This window comes from Campylobacter concisus, from assembly GCF_002913715.1.
Lineage (GTDB): Bacteria > Campylobacterota > Campylobacteria > Campylobacterales > Campylobacteraceae > Campylobacter_A > Campylobacter_A concisus_AG.
The window spans coordinates 616960-631753 of record NZ_PPCE01000009.1 but is presented as its reverse complement, the minus strand read 5'-3'; the positions used below and the strand labels follow the sequence as shown (position 1 = coordinate 631753).

13 protein-coding genes, 3 tRNA genes and 2 pseudogenes are annotated in these 14794 nt (G+C 39.0%); 5 read left to right on the top strand and 13 right to left on the bottom strand.

Translation table 11 applies throughout. The annotated features are described in order from the left end of the window. Nucleotides 1-7 precede the first annotated feature (7 nt). The 8 genes from CYO92_RS07165 to gmhB form a co-directional block, all read right to left on the bottom strand. Complete coding sequence (locus tag CYO92_RS07165; protein WP_103589395.1) at nt 8-400, bottom strand: hypothetical protein; 393 nt, start codon at nt 398-400, stop codon at nt 8-10. Continuing rightward, complete coding sequence (locus tag CYO92_RS07160; RefSeq protein ID WP_087582583.1) at nt 376-876, bottom strand: LPP20 family lipoprotein; 501 nt, start codon at nt 874-876, stop codon at nt 376-378. Before CYO92_RS07160 ends, CYO92_RS07165 begins: the two co-directional genes overlap by 25 nt. A gap of 44 nt (nt 877-920) precedes the next feature. After that, nucleotides 921-3542 carry a DNA gyrase subunit A gene (gyrA, locus tag CYO92_RS07155; protein ID WP_103589396.1) on the bottom strand — a complete coding sequence of 874 codons (2622 nt, stop codon included), beginning with the start codon at nt 3540-3542 and terminating at the stop codon, nt 921-923. A 98-nt stretch (nt 3543-3640) separates the two neighbouring features. Beyond that, nucleotides 3641-4036 carry an SseB family protein gene (locus CYO92_RS07150; protein WP_103589397.1) on the bottom strand — a complete coding sequence of 132 codons (396 nt, stop codon included), beginning with the start codon at nt 4034-4036 and terminating at the stop codon, nt 3641-3643. A gap of 1 nt (nt 4037) precedes the next feature. After that, nucleotides 4038-4607, bottom strand: coding sequence for a D-sedoheptulose 7-phosphate isomerase (gmhA, locus tag CYO92_RS07145; RefSeq protein WP_103589398.1), 570 nt, complete (start codon nt 4605-4607; stop codon nt 4038-4040). After that, entirely contained in the window at nt 4582-6000 is a 1419-nt protein-coding gene (gene rfaE1, locus CYO92_RS07140; protein WP_103589399.1) for a D-glycero-beta-D-manno-heptose-7-phosphate kinase, read from the bottom strand. The genes gmhA and rfaE1 overlap by 26 nt, the downstream gene beginning before the upstream one ends. Next, nucleotides 5993-6982: an ADP-glyceromanno-heptose 6-epimerase gene (gene rfaD, locus CYO92_RS07135; RefSeq protein ID WP_103589400.1), complete on the bottom strand. Its 990-nt coding sequence runs from the start codon at nt 6980-6982 to the stop codon at nt 5993-5995. The genes rfaE1 and rfaD overlap by 8 nt, the downstream gene beginning before the upstream one ends. Further along, nucleotides 6979-7494 (bottom strand): D-glycero-beta-D-manno-heptose 1,7-bisphosphate 7-phosphatase, encoded by a 516-nt coding sequence (gmhB, locus tag CYO92_RS07130; RefSeq protein ID WP_103589401.1) that lies wholly within the window; start codon nt 7492-7494, stop codon nt 6979-6981. The genes rfaD and gmhB overlap by 4 nt, the downstream gene beginning before the upstream one ends. A gap of 92 nt (nt 7495-7586) precedes the next feature. Here gmhB and CYO92_RS07125 point away from each other — a divergent pair, with 92 nt between their 5' ends. Further along, entirely contained in the window at nt 7587-7889 is a 303-nt protein-coding gene (locus CYO92_RS07125; RefSeq protein WP_087578724.1) for a c-type cytochrome, read from the top strand. 147 nt (nt 7890-8036) lie between these two features. Beyond that, nucleotides 8037-8468 carry a tyrosine-type recombinase/integrase gene (locus CYO92_RS07120; RefSeq protein WP_430516126.1) on the top strand — a complete coding sequence of 144 codons (432 nt, stop codon included), beginning with the start codon at nt 8037-8039 and terminating at the stop codon, nt 8466-8468. 28 nt (nt 8469-8496) lie between these two features. On the opposite strand, the gene CYO92_RS07115 is transcribed toward CYO92_RS07120, so the two are convergent. The 5 genes and pseudogenes from CYO92_RS07115 to flgL form a co-directional block, all read right to left on the bottom strand. After that, nucleotides 8497-8571 (bottom strand) — tRNA-Met (locus CYO92_RS07115). Nucleotides 8572-8597: 26 nt separating this feature from the next. Continuing rightward, nucleotides 8598-8672: transfer RNA gene (locus CYO92_RS07110), tRNA-Gln, on the bottom strand. Nucleotides 8673-8779: 107 nt separating this feature from the next. Next, a pseudogene (locus CYO92_RS07105) lies at nt 8780-10240 on the bottom strand (DNA translocase FtsK); the annotation flags it as partial. A gap of 261 nt (nt 10241-10501) precedes the next feature. After that, a pseudogene (locus CYO92_RS09685) lies at nt 10502-10858 on the bottom strand (DNA translocase FtsK 4TM domain-containing protein); the annotation flags it as partial. A 143-nt stretch (nt 10859-11001) separates the two neighbouring features. Then, the gene (gene flgL / locus CYO92_RS07100; RefSeq protein ID WP_103589404.1) at nt 11002-13317 is read right to left on the bottom strand and encodes a flagellar hook-associated protein FlgL; all 2316 of its coding nucleotides are present in this window, start codon (nt 13315-13317) and stop codon (nt 11002-11004) included. A 139-nt stretch (nt 13318-13456) separates the two neighbouring features. On the opposite strand from flgL, the gene CYO92_RS07095 reads away from it, so the two are divergent. The 3 genes from CYO92_RS07095 to CYO92_RS07085 all read left to right on the top strand — a co-directional run bounded on the left by CYO92_RS07095 (nt 13457) and on the right by CYO92_RS07085 (nt 14788). After that, nucleotides 13457-14203, top strand: coding sequence for a YaaA family protein (locus tag CYO92_RS07095; protein ID WP_103589405.1), 747 nt, complete (start codon nt 13457-13459; stop codon nt 14201-14203). Nucleotides 14204-14327: 124 nt separating this feature from the next. Continuing rightward, nucleotides 14328-14630: an HU family DNA-binding protein gene (locus tag CYO92_RS07090; protein WP_012001719.1), complete on the top strand. Its 303-nt coding sequence runs from the start codon at nt 14328-14330 to the stop codon at nt 14628-14630. A gap of 71 nt (nt 14631-14701) precedes the next feature. Then, nucleotides 14702-14788 (top strand) — tRNA-Leu (locus tag CYO92_RS07085). Nucleotides 14789-14794 lie beyond the last annotated feature (6 nt).

Here is a 14794-nt window from a genome sequence, read left to right as displayed (position 1 = left end):
CTCTTTTTTATTGAAGTATGCCGATGATAGCGGATTTTGGCTTAAATTCCACCATAAACCTAACTGGCAAAATTTTCAAATTTGAAGCGTTTGAGATCTGTGCATTTTTGACATTAAGCTCATTTTTTATCATCACTTTTTTTAAGGCAAAGCAGTCAAAAATTTCATCTTTATGTAAATTTAAAAAGCCAAGAGTTGTGGTGTTTTCATCTTTAAAAGCGTCTATCTGGCAAAGAAATTTTGGTTTTGGATTTGATGTTAAAGTCATCGCCTTTGAAAATGAAATTTCTTCAAAAGCAACTATTTGGTTTTTTGTATCGACCTTTGCCCAGAAGATAAACTCCTCTAGGCAAAAGGCGAAATTTAAAAATATAGTTAGTAAGAAAAGACTTCTCGCCACTTATCTTCGTCTATCTTAAGCTCCATATTTACCTTATAAAGCCCGTCTTTGAAATTTTCATTCACGATCCTTGCGTTTTTAACAAGTCCTTGAACCTTTGAAGTGATAGATGAGTCGTTTAGCATCGCATCTCTTACGGTGTCTTCAGCGTTGATCTTTACGCCATAAAGCTTGCCTGCAAGCTGCGAATAAGCATCAGCCATCGCCGCTCTTTTTGCAAGAGTGACTGACTGAGCGTACGAGAGCGAATTTAGCGGAGCTATGCCCTCGCCTGTGGCTCTAAAAGTGGTCTCTCTTGGAGCGCTATCATATATCATCTTCTCTTTTTTCATCACCTCTCTAAGATCGTCTTTATCGACCTTTTGGATGACTACGTTGCGGTTTGATGTGCTAGTTGGCTCGCCCATAAAGCCATTAAATGAGCAACCGCCAAAAATAGCAACCATCAAAGCAAAAGATAAAATTTTAACCTTCATAAACAACCTTTTTTATGCTTTTATTTAAAATTTAATAGCAAAATTTATTCCAAAAGCCCCATATCTTCGCTTGGTGCTTCATCCTCATCTTCGCCATCATCTGCCTTAGGGCATCTTGCGATGCTTACAACATCATCGCCATCGACATTTACGACGATAACGCCGCTTGTGTTACGTCCTGCTTTGCGGATGCTTTGCATATCAACTCTTATCATCTTACCGCTTGATGTTAGAGCCATAAGATCTTGCTCTTCATCAACCATCACAACGCCTACCAGATCGCCTGTTCTGCTTGTTAGTTTCATACAGATGACGCCTTTGCCGCCGCGGTTTGTCAAGCGGTACTCATCAGCGGTTGTGCGCTTGCCGATACCTTTTTGAGATATGCTTAAAATTTCTTGATCATTGCTTTCGATGACTGCTGCACCTACGACCTCATCGCCTGGCTCTTTAAATTTAATGCCTGTTACGCCGCGAGCAGTTCTTCCCATTTGGCGAACCTTACTGATCTTAAATTTAAGGCACATACCCTTTTTAGTAACGACAAATAGCATTGTCTCATCGCTTGAATTTGCGTCCTCTTCAGCATTTACATTATCTTCGTCGATCTCGTTTTGTATCTCTTCTATCTCAAGAACTTCACTCTCAATGCTTAGCTCGTTTTCAGGGTCAGTTACTGGCATATCATCATATGTTTGAGCGATGAGCGCAGTTACTAGCTCGTCGTTCTCATCGAGGCTTATAGCTCTTACGCCAACTGAGCGGATATTTTTAAACTCGCTTAAATTTGTGCGTTTTACGATGCCATTTTTAGTAAAGAATGCTAGCGATTTACTCTCGTCAAAGTCGGTCGTTGGGATGATCGCTTTGATCTTCTCATCAGGCTGCAACTGGATCAAATTTACAACCGCTTTGCCCTTTGCTGTGCGGCTTCCCTCTGGGATCTTATAGACTTTTAGCCAGTATAGCTGTCCGCGGTCAGTCACAAACATAAGCGTATCGTGAGTATTTGAAGTAAAGAAACTCTCTATAAAGTCATCATCGTATGTCGTGACCGCTACTTTGCCCTTGCCGCCGCGTTTTTGCTTCTCGTACTGCTTGCTTGGCACACGCTTGATGTAGCCGCGGTGGGTTATAGTTACGACCATATTTTCATTTGGTATGAGATCTTCGATGTCGATATCATCGTAGTCATCAACAATCTCAGTCACTCTTGGTACTTTAAATTTATTTTTGATCTCAAGAAGCTCTTCTTTGATCAAATTTTCAAGCAATGTCTCACTTTTTAAAATTTCATCAAGTCTTGCGATCTCAGCCATAAGCTCAGCTAGCTCAGCCTCTAGTTTTTCTCTCTCTAGGCCTGTAAGCTTGCTTAGGCGCATATCAAGGATAGCGTTTGCTTGAAGCTCTGAGAGGTTAAATTTACTCATCAAGCCTTCTCTAGCAACCGCCGTATCAGCACTATTTCTAATAAGCTCGATCACCTCGTCGATGTTATCAAGTGCGATCTTTAGACCCTCTAAAATGTGGGCTCTTGCGCGCGCTTTTTCAAGCTCAAATATCGTTCTTCTAATGATAACCGTTTTTCTGTGATTTAAAAATAGCTTAAGTAGCTCAATAAGGTTAAATACCTTTGGCTCTTTGTTGTTAATAGCAAGCATAATAACGCCAAAAGTGCTCTCCATAGTGGTTGATTTAAATAAGTTATTTAGCACGATGTCGCTCATAGCGTCACGTTTTAGCTCGATAACGACGCGGATGCCGTCTTTGTCAGACTCATCTCTAACCTCGCTGATGCCCTCTATCTGCTTATCTTTTACAAGCTCGGCGATCTGCTCGATGAGCCTTGCTTTGTTTGTTTGATAAGGTAGCTCGTCGATGACGATGACATCTTTGTTTGGCTTTTTTTCTATGTGAGTTTTGGCTCTTAGTTTGACCCTGCCGCGACCTGTGCGGTAGGCCTCTATGATGCCTTTTTTACCAAAGATGATACCACCAGTTGGGAAGTCTGGACCTTTTATAAATTCCATTACCTCTTCAAGTGTCGCCTCTTTGTTTTCAAGAAGTAGCAAAAGACCATCTATTAGCTCATCAAGGCTGTGTGGTGGGATATTTGTTGCCATACCAACCGCGATACCGCTTGAGCCGTTTAGCAATAAATTTGGCACACGGCTTGGAAGCACATCTGGTTCGACCTCTCTATCGTCATAGTTTGGCACAAAATCAACCGTGTCTTTGTCGATATCTTTTAAAAGCTCTTCAGTAAGCATTGTCATTCTAGCTTCTGTATAACGCATCGCAGCTGCGCTGTCGCCATCTATTGAGCCAAAGTTTCCTTGCCCGTCAACTACTGGATAACGCATAGAAAATTTCTGAGCCATACGAACAAGTGCATCATAAACAGCTGTATCGCCGTGCGGGTGATACTTACCGATGACTTCACCGACGATACGAGCTGACTTCATATAGGCGCTTCTGCTACCAACGCCAAGATTATCCATAGCGTATAAAATTCTTCTATGAACTGGCTTTAATCCGTCTCTAGCGTCAGGTAAAGCACGTCCAACGATGACGCTCATGGAGTAGTCAAGATAGCTAGTTTTTATAGACTCTTCGATATCAACAGACGCGATATCTTGGGTTAATTCAAGTAGATTGTCTTTCATTTTTTTCCTTAAATTTAGCTTGACTGATTTTAGCTTAAAATTAATAAAAACTTGCTAAATAGTAAATCAGCGACTTTGGCAATAGTGCGATGAAAATTTTAGTCTAAAATTCTTGCTATCTGCTCTTTTTTAAGAATAAAATCATAGCTAAAAGCATCAACCACGACTCCAGCGTAGCTGCTCTCTTTTAGCATCGCAAGATACTCCTTTAGCCCTATCTCAATGCTTTCTTGCTCGCTGTCGTTTCGCCAAAGCTTCATCGCCTCTTTGCTCGTAAATGCCGGAAAATAGCTAAGCTTCTCGCCCTCATCTTCAAGTAGGATAAATTTAATATTTGAGCCCTCCTCCTCATAAACTACGCCACCATTAGGCTTTGCAAGCGCTTGATTTAAAAGCACCGGAGCAAAAAAAGTAGCCTTTTTTAAAGCCGATATCAAATTTATCTCATTTTGCTGGCTAGGATCACTTAAAAATTTATCCATCGCTTCTTGCATTTTAGCCCCTAAAAGCCTCATCTACGGCTTGGCAGATCGTGTGTATAAAAAAGATGTGCGACTCTTGAATTCTTGCTGTATCGCTTGAGCTAACGACTAAATTTAGATCGCATCCTTCATTCATCGCGCCACCGCCTTTACCACTAAGTCCAAGCACTGATGCGCCCATTTTCTTGGCACTTTTTATAGCTTCAAGGACGTTTTTGCTGTTGCCACTCGTTGAGATCGCCACGAGCAAGTCGCCTGGCTGAGCTAATGCCTCAAACTGACGTGAAAAAACATAGTCAAAGCCGTAGTCGTTGCCAATAGCCGTAAGCGCCGAAGTATCAGTAGTTAGCGCGATGCCTGGTAGTGGCTGGCGCTCGCTTTTATATCTGCCAGTTAGCTCGGCTGCAAAGTGCTGAGCGTCCGCCGCAGAGCCGCCGTTACCGCAAACGAGCACCTTTTTGCCATTTTTTAGCGTATCAGCCACCATCTGGCAAGCACGCTCTAAGCTGTCAAGTAAATTTACATGCTCGCTAAAGGTCTTTTGGTGAGCCTCAAGCTCATTTTTTATCATCGTTCTTAGCATCTTTTATCCTTTTTATTATCCCTGTTGTGCTTTTGCCCTCGACAAAGTCGATCAGCCTGACCTCTTTTACGATCTCGCTGCCAACGACCTCTTTGCCTTTATAGTCAGCCCCTTTTACAAGCACGTCAGGCTTTATCTTTATTATCAAATTTAATGGCGTATCCTCATCAAAAATCACGACATAATCAACAAATCCAAGCCCACTTAGCACGCAGGCTCTGTCATCTTGCGAGTTTATAGGCCTTGTTTCGCCTTTTAGCCTCTTAACTGAAGCGTCCGAGTTTAGCCCAACAACCAAAAGATCGCCAAGCTCTCTTGCGCGCGCTAGGTATTTTACGTGTCCAGCGTGCAAGATATCAAAGCAGCCATTTGTGAAAACGACCTTTTTTTTGTCCTTTTGGCTCAAAATTTCTTCTAGCTCCTCAACGCTTTTAAACTTATGCTCGAAATTTGCCCCAAACGAGCTATTTAGCAGCTGCTCGATCTCGCTAAAACTTGCTGTTGCGCTACCTATCTTTGCCACGACGACGGCTGCAGCGAGGTTTGCTATCTTTATCGCCTCTTTTATGTCAGCTCCGTTTGCTAGCATGTAGCCAAGTGTAGCTAGCACCGTATCTCCAGCGCCAGTGACATCAAAGACCTCTTTTGCCTTGGCCGCAAAGATGTGCAGCTTGTCATCATATAGCGCGATGCCCTCTTCTGAGATCGTGATGATCGAATAGGTCAAATTTAGCTCATCTTTTAGCTGTTTTATCGCCTTTTCAAGCTCGGCTTTGTCTTTTATCTTTAAATTTGTAGCCTCGCTCGCTTCTTTTTTATTTGGCGTTAGAAGGGTTGCATTTTTATATTTTGAGTAGTCGCTACCCTTTGGATCGATAAGCACTGGAATCTTTAGCCTCACGCACTCATTTATGATCGCTTGGCAGACCTTTTCGCTAAGCACGCCTTTGCCGTAGTCACTTAGTAAGACGGCCTTGAAATTTGCAAGGTTTTCTTTTACTTTTGAGACGAGCTCATCTTCTAAATTTATCTTGACAACGCTCTCTTTATCGATCCTAACAACTTGCTGGTGCGATGCCATGATGCGGCTTTTTATCGAGCTTTCACGCCCTTTTTCAGTAAGGATGAGCTCATCTTTTACATTTAGCTCAGCAAGCTTTTCTTTTATCTTTTTGCCAGCCTCATCATCTCCTAAGACGCTAGCCACGCTCACATTTGCGCCAAGAGAGAGTAAATTTCTCACCACGTTGCCAGCGCCACCAAGCGTGTAGGTTTCGTTATTTATCTTTACCACCTGCACTGGCGCTTCAGGCGAGATACGGTCGCAGCTACCCCAGATATAGTGGTCCAGCATAAGATCACCGACGACTAAAATTTTAACTCTCTTAGCCATTTAGCTCTTCCTTATAAATTCTCTTTATCTCCGGCAAGTAGTCTTTTATCGCCTCTTCAAGACTCCAAGTCGCACTAAAGCCAAATGCCTCGCGAGCTGGGGCTACGTCGGCCTCTGTGTGAAACTGATATGAGCCGATAAATGGGTTTTTGATGTATTCGTTGCCTAAATTTACGCCAATCTCTCGCTGCAAGATGTCAGCGATATCTTGAAAGCTCCTAGCCTTGCCAGTAGCTGCGTTATAGACGCCACTTGGCGCATCAAGTGCTTTTATGTTTGCGTCAATGATATCTTTTATGTAAACAAAGTCACGTTTGATCTGGTCGCTGCCCTCAAAGAGTCTTGGGGTCTTGCCAGCTAAAATTTGCAAGCCAAACTGAAGCACCATCGAGGCAGTTTTGTTTTTGAAAAACTCGCCCTTGCCAAAGACATTAAAATACCTCAGTCCAACCACGCTCACGCCGCGCTTTGCGTAAATTTTATTGATATTATCCATGCTTAGCTTACTAAAGCCATAGACGTTATTTGGTGCTTCGCACTCGCCAACGGTTTGTGGGCTCTTTGCGTTGCCGTAAGTCGCCCCTGAGCTAGCGTAGATCATCTTTGCGCCCAAACTCTCGCAGATATCAAGCAAATTTACAAAGGCGTTTACATTTGTTTTTATTAGCTCGTCTTGCTCTTTTACGGTCGTATCTGAGATCGCTGCTTCGTGGTAGATGACGTCTGGGCGAAAGCTTTTTATCTTCTCAAGCGTGCTAGGGTCGTTGATATCGCCAGCGTAAATTTCGCCCTTAAAGCCAAGTAAATTTTTAAAATGGCCAAAGCTTTTTAGGTTGCCATTGCTAAATGTCTCGTCGTTTCTAAATTTATCCACGACAAGCACGTGAGCATCTTTGTAGTTTTCATCAAAATAGTGCGCCAAGGCTGAGCCGATAAAGCCAGCACCGCCAGTTATAACTATTTTTTTTCCATTTAAATTCATAGTGATTTTTCCTTTTTTAGCTTATTTAAAACATCTCTTACATTTTTAAAATTTATGCCATCAAGCAAGAAATTTCTACCAACACCTGCTCTTTTGCCAGCCTCAACGTCGCTTGGCTTATCACCTATCATGAGCGAGTTTTCAAGGTCAATGTTAAACTCATCTTTTGCGTCAAGTATCATTTTTGGATTTGGCTTTCTGCAGCTACACTTTTGTTCTGGAGCGTGCGGACAATAATAGACTTTGGTGATGAAAATTTGCTCTTTTTTAAAGCTTTCTAGCATAAATTTATTTAGAGCATCAAACTGCTCCTGCGTGTAGTAGCCCCTGCCGATGCCTGATTGATTTGTCACGACAAAGAGCTTATAGCCAGCCCCAGCAAATTCTCTTAACGCATCAAAAATGCCATCGATAAATTTAAAATCTTCTATCTCGTAAACATATCCAGCATCTTCGTTTATTACGCCGTCTCTATCCAGAAAAAGTGCTTTAATAGGCTCATTTTTATTCATTTGGTGATTATAGCCAAAATATTTTAACTAGCTTCTTGCGAATTTACCTTTTTGTACTATAATGCATAAACTTTTTTTACAAAGGATGAAAAATGAAAAAATTACTAATTGTTTCTAGCGTTGCGGCTCTACTTTCAACTGCTGCCTTTGCTGCAGATGGTGCTGCTATCTACAAAAAATGCATCGCCTGTCATGGCGCAAAAGCTGAAAAAGTGTTTAATAATAAAGTTCCAGCTTTAACATCTCTTGATGCAGCAGCTATCGAAGAGGCACTAAAGGGTTATAAAACAGGAGCAAATAAATTTGGTCTTGGCGCTATGATGAAACCAATCGCTACTCCAATGAGCGACGAAGATGCAAAAGCAGTAGCTGAATACATCCAAACTTTAAAATAATAATTAGGGGCATTCGCCCCTCCTGCATTTTTAAATTTATACTAATAATCCATAAAACATATAGTAGATGGGAATTTCTCTTTTTATATTTAAAAGTTATGAAACCTATTTTTACTAATCTTTCTTTTTACATATTAAAACAAAACTATTCTAGTCTTCAAAGCCATAAAACAACGCTTAGAAATAGCTAAGAGCGTAAGTAAAATAGAGGCTCGCAAACTCTTTACTGAAACAAAAGACGACCAAGTGCTTCGTATGGCTTACTACTGGGTATCTCAAGGGGCTTATGATAACTGCAAAGACCTACCCTTAAACAAGTGCCCCATAACTCATCTAAACCACGATACAGCAAATCGTATGTGGTGGGCTGTAAGAAACCATCTAGGATATAAGGGAGAAAACAACACTCACGGACTATACGTATTACGCCATACAGTAGCTTCTAGGTTAGTGAGTTTGAAGGGATTTAATGCACATAAACTGATGGCTTTTATGGGTCATACAGATATCAAAAGTAGCTTACACTACGTTCATCTCAATGTTGATGATATACGTGATGGTGTAGGGGTTGGCGTTTAGTTTTTAGATGATAAAGATATGAGGCATTTGGTTGCGGAGGACGGATTTGAACCGCCGACCTTCGGGTTATGAGCCCGACGAGCTACCACTGCTCTACTCCGCGATAAGTATTATTTTGGATTTAAAAAGTGGATGGGGTAAGAGGATTCGAACCTCTGAATGACTGGACCAAAACCAGTTGCCTTACCGCTTGGCGATACCCCAATGTTTTTAAGAGTTGTAATTATATAGATTTTAATGTGCTTTGTCAAGACTTTTTAGAATTTTAATAAAAATTAAAATTCTAAAATTAAAGCAATTTATGACTTTAGCTATAAAATTTCTCTTTGTCCTTTTGCATTCACTGGGCTTAAAACGCCCATTTTTTCCATTTGCTCTATTATATTTGCAGCTTTGTTGTAACCTATCTTTAGGCGCCTTTGCAGATAACTGATCGACGTTTTTTGCTCACTTAAAATGATCTCTTTGGCCTCTTCGTAAAGCTCGTCAAGTTCATCTTCTCCTAGAGTACCAGCGGCCACACTTCCGCTTGTGCCTTCTTCTATTAAAAATTTCTCATCATAAACTACATCTTGTTGCTCTTTTAAGAAATTTACAACCGTTTCTATCTCTTTTTCGCTAGCAAATGGTGCGTGAAGTCTTATCACACCAGGGCTTCCTGGAGGTGTAAATAACATATCTCCGCGTCCAAGCAAGCTCTCAGCTCCCATTTGATCAAGGATCACTTTGCTATCTATCCTTTGCCCTACCCTATAGCTTATCCTACTTGGCAAATTTGCCTTTATAAGGCCAGTCACGACATCAACACTTGGGCGCTGAGTTGCTACTATCAAGTGTATGCCGCTAGCTCTTGCCATCTGTGCTAGACGGCCGATATAAAGCTCCACATCCTTGCCACTAGTCATCATGAGATCAGCAAGCTCGTCTATGATCACAACGATATACGGGAACTGCTCGCCACCTTCCTCTTTCATCTTTTCGTTGTAGCTCTCTATATTTTTTGTACGAGTTTGGCTCATTATCTTATATCTTCGCTCCATCTCAGCGACCATATTGGCAAGTGCAATGATCGCCTTTTTGGCCTCTGTGATAACTGGAGTTAGAAGATGTGGAATGTCGTTATATATGCTAAATTCAAGCATTTTTGGATCTATCATCATTAGGCGCAAAGTTTGCGGGCTATTTCTATAAAGCAAGCTTAAAAGCATCGCGTTTATACCGACACTCTTGCCAGATCCTGTAGTTCCAGCGATTAGTAAATGTGGGAGCTTTTTGAGGTCAGTCACAAAAGGGGCACCGACGATATCTTTACCAAGTGCCATAGTTAGTGGACTACTTGCATTTTTAAAGACTTCGCTCTCTAAAATTTCTTTTAGATATATAGTTTCTAAATTTTGATTTGGCACCTCGATACCTACCACATCTTTACCAGGGATCGGTGCTTGGATACGGATCATTTGAGCCTTTAGTGCCATCGCTAGGTCATCTTGAAGTGTTAAAATTTTACTTACCTTGATATGTGGAGCTGGACGAAACTCAAATGTCGTGACGATAGGCCCAGTATAAGTTCTAACCACATCGCCGTCTATTTTAAACTTACGGAGTTTATCAAGCAAATTAGAAATTTGCTGATCGATTTCCGTTTCATTTACGCTGTGCGAGCGTTTTGGCGGATCGTTTAAAAATTTAAGCGGTGGCAAGACAAAATTCTTTGGCTTTTCGACATTGCCTCGCTCTATTTGATCAAGCAACTTCTTGTTTTCAGCCACTTCGTTTAAAATTTCAACTCCGTTTATAGTTGAGGCCCTGCTCTCTTTTTCTGACTCAGGCTCTAGCTCTTCATCTAAATTCTGCTCATCATCATTTAGCACCTGAGCTTCGATAAGCTCTTCTTCTTTTACATCATTATTCTTTTGTCTTTTGCGTTCGATTTTTGGAAGTTGCTTTTGTTTTATCTCTTTTAAATTTCTCTCTTCATGGACTTTTATCTCTTTATCTACAAAAGCCTTTCTTAAAACAATGATAAAATTTTCCCTAAAAGCAAGCCCAAGTGAAATAATAAACATCATAAGTATAGCAACCGCAGTGCCGATAGAGCCGATCACCTCTTTTAAGGCACTAACTATAAAATTTCCAATTATACCGCCATTTATGCTCGAAGCACTCAAGGCTTGAAACATTAAAAAAGCTATAAAAAAGAGAAAAATTCCTACCAAAAACTGAGCAAAATCAAAATCAAATTTCTTAAAATTTTTATAGACAAAATAGCCCAAAATAATCAATAAAAATGGATAAACATACGCGATAAGTCCAAAATATTTGATATTTAAAATACCAAGGCTTTGTCCAAGCAAGCCAACAAAATCAGCAGTTGGAGCAGCTGTAGCGATACCAAAATATATAAAAATGCAAACAAAAATTGTAAATAAAATATGTCGTAAAATTTTAGATCCTTTATAAAAAAGGCTTATTATAGCACGCTTGAGTTTAATTTTAAAAAATCAGCAAGCTGGGCGACCTGCTGATTTAAATTTTAATTTAAATAATTTAGCAAGCTTAGTTGATTTATCTTTGCACTTGCTTGTAGGGTTGCTTGATAAGATAGTGAAAGCTGCGTAAATTTCAGATATGACTCCGCATAGTCTGCGTCAATTACATCATTTTTAACAGTTAGCACATTCACTTTCATTACTTCGGCTCGCTCTTTTGTAGCTGTTAAAAGTCTTGATTGAGAGCCGATCTTTGTAAGCTCTTTATTTGCATGATCTATTAAATGATCAAGCCTTTGTAATGCGCCTTGCATGCCGGTATTTCGTGGGTCATTACTATTTGCATCAGCTCTATAATATCCCTTTCTAACAGCTTCGATCATATTATCAAGGTCTTGAAAAACGCTCGTACTTGGCTCATCAATAGTTAAAGCATTATTTTCATTAAAGCTAAAGACAGAACCCTTTCCTTGAGGGTGGCCAGCATTACCAGCCGTATCTCTACCAGTGCTATCGCCATCAAATTTATCGCTATTTTTTGCATCATGCATAGTTACTTCTATGTTTGTTACTGATTTTGTCTTATCGGTTAAAACCATTCTACCTTTATCATCTAAAGTCGTCTCTACTGCACCCTTTGTCTTTGATAAAGCCTCTTTATAGGCATTATAGTTTTGATCTCTTTTTACTTTTTCAATATCTGTATCAAAATTTGCGTTTTCTGCATGTGGAGGATTTGGGATATTATCGCTTGCTGCCATAGCAACGATATCCATGAGCTGCCTATAAGTAAAATCGCTAGCGTAAGTTCTATAACTTCCAAACTCATCTGAGTTATAAACTGTTAAAGTTCTAGTTGCAGAAGGTGTACCACCTGGTGGTGTAGATGTTATTTCAAATTGCACTGGAGTATTTGTGCCTCCTGCTGTGCCCATTTTTACCTTTATGTCATATTTTGTACCAGTGATTGACTTTACTTGTAAATTTATCTCTTGGTCATCGATATTAAAAAGCTCTCTCTTTCTAGCATCGACATCTTTTGGATATAAATTTCTATCGTAGCTCTCTTTTGTACCAGAAACTTCGCTTAGCTTTGTCTGATCTGTTGCATATTCGCCCGTTCTTCTAGCTACTTGAGGTAAATTTGCGATTAGCTCATTATCCTTTCTCTCAAATCTAACCTTATCATAGTCAAATGCATTTGTCGCATTTCCATCTTTATCGGTATATTTGCTCTTTACAAATTCAGTGATATGAACTGTTTTTGGAACATTATTTGCCATTGTTTCAAGATCTTCAAGAGAATTTACCGCATCAAGCGCGTTGTTTTGAGCGATTGCGCCGCGATTTGGTGCTACTGATGTGGCTGCAACCATATGAAAGTCAATAGTTTGATTACCTTTAGTAAGATCTTTTATATTAAATTGTCCATCGTTGTTTATGCTTACATCAACAACCTTTGTTGTTTTTGTATTACCAAATTCCATGCCGATTTTTTCCATAAGCCCAGCCATTGTTGTATTTGCACTCATCTTAAATTTACTAGTAAATGTCGTACCATCTGGCTTTTTGCCTTGCATGAAAAAATACGTGTCTGGAAAATTTACATTTGAATTATCTAAAAAATCATAATCCGGATTTATTGTGCCATTGTAAGAGCCATCACTTCTAACCACTGAATCACTAGCGTAATTTAGCCCGATCATATTTTTTATCTTGCTGTTATCGTTTAGAAATTTTGGTGCATAAGAGATGTCGGTTCTAGTTTGATCAGCTAAACGAACATTTGTAGTCAAAATTTTACTGTAATCGCCATCTTTTCCTAAAAATAGATCATATCCTGGGATATTATAAGGAAGCTCAACCTGAGCACCAGCTGATGTTTTCATATAATCACGGTTGCCTTGATACTTTCCTGCACCATCTATTGGCTTTGTATCAACAGCACTTCCAGAAAACAAAAACTGCCCATTAACCGAAGTGTTTGCAATATTCACAAGGTGATTTTTTATGCCTTGAAGGTCATTTGCCAAAGCTTCTAGCGATGTCTTACTATGCACGCTGCTAGCTGCTTGGACTACTTTTGTCTTAAAATTTTCAAGCTGTTTTTCAAACTCTTGCAACGCATTATCTGTATTTTTTGAGAAATTTACAGATTTACCAGTGGCATCAACTACTTGAGTGAGAGTAGTCGCTTCATAATCAAGCCTCATTGCATCATTATAAGTCGCAGCACCATCGTATGGATCTTGAATTTTCAAACCATTTGAGAGCTGCTTATAGCTTTTATTTACACCAGTCATATTTTTTTGGTAGTCATGTAAAGTCTGACTAAAACGTAGTTGGTTTGTTATTCTCATAATTTTTTCCTAAATTTTTATTCCCTCTAAGCAAAAATGATTCCGCTTGTTTTTATATCGGTAAAAATTTGATTTTTTTTAGTATAAAAAGTTTATTGTATAATCCAACAAAAATTTACATATAAAATAGGTAAGAAAAATGGCATTAAAAATTCTCTTTTCTCCAAGCGAAAGTAAAATTTCTCTAAATACGAATAATAAATTTAATGGTAAGGATTTGATATTTCCAGAGCTTTTTGACAAAAGAGTTGAAATTTTAAACAGATATGATGAGTTTTTAAAAAACGCAAATTTAGACGAGATAAAAAAGCTTTTTGGGCTAAAAGAGCTTGAAGAGAGTAAGCAGCTGCGAGAAAGCCTATCTCAAAAAGGCAGCATAAAAGCTATTTTAAGGTATGATGGTGTGGCTTATAAACATCTAAACTATCGTGGTTTAGACAATGAGGCACAAAAATATATAGATAATAATGTTTTAATATTTTCAAATTTATTTGGGCCTACCTTAGCAAAAGATGAGATACCAGAATACAAACTAAAGCAAGGTGAAAAGCTAGGTGGCTTTGAAATTTCAAAATTTTATGAAAAAAATTTTAGTAAAGCGGTTGATGATTTTTTGCAAAATGATGAGATTTTAGACCTTAGAGCTAAGTTTTATGAAAAATTTTACACTATAAAAAAAGAATACATAACTTTTTGCTTTATAAAAAATAAAAAAATAGTGAGTCATCACGCAAAAGCATATAGAGGCGAAGTCTTGCGCCAGATAGCAAATAAACTTATAAAAAATAAAGATGAATTATTGAGCTTAAATTTTAAAAATTTAAAGCTTATTGATATGAAAAAGGTTAGTCTAAAGACCGAGCTTATGTTTGAAATTTGCGAGTAAATTTTTAAAAAAATCGCATTTTTTGTTAAAAAAACGTAAAAAAGAGCTAAATTTAGGGAAAAAGTATTGTATTTTTTTTTAAAAGAGTGTAATATAGCCACATAACTTCTTAAAAGGATGGTTCATGAAAAAAGCTGAATTTATTCAAGCTGTTGCCGATAAGGCTGGTCTTTCAAAAAAAGATACTCTAAAAGTTGTTGATGCTACTTTGGAGACAATCCAAGCAGTTCTTGAAAAAGGCGATACAATTAGCTTTATAGGCTTTGGTACTTTTGGTACTGCTGACAGAGCTGCAAGAAAAGCTAGAGTTCCTGGAACTAAAAAAGTTATCGACGTTCCTGCTAGCAAAGCAGTTAAATTCAAAGTTGGCAAAAAACTTAAAGAAGCAGTTGCTGCTGGTGCTGCTAAAAAAGGTAAAAAGAAATAATTTCTTTTTAGGGGAGCAAGTCTCCCCTTTTTTCTTTCTTCTCACAAATCTAAAATTTCAATCTTAACTTAGCCCGAGTGGTGAAACTGGTAGACGCGCCAGACTCAAAATCTGGTAAGGGCAACCTTGTGTCGGTTCGAGTCCGACCTCGGGCACCATTATAC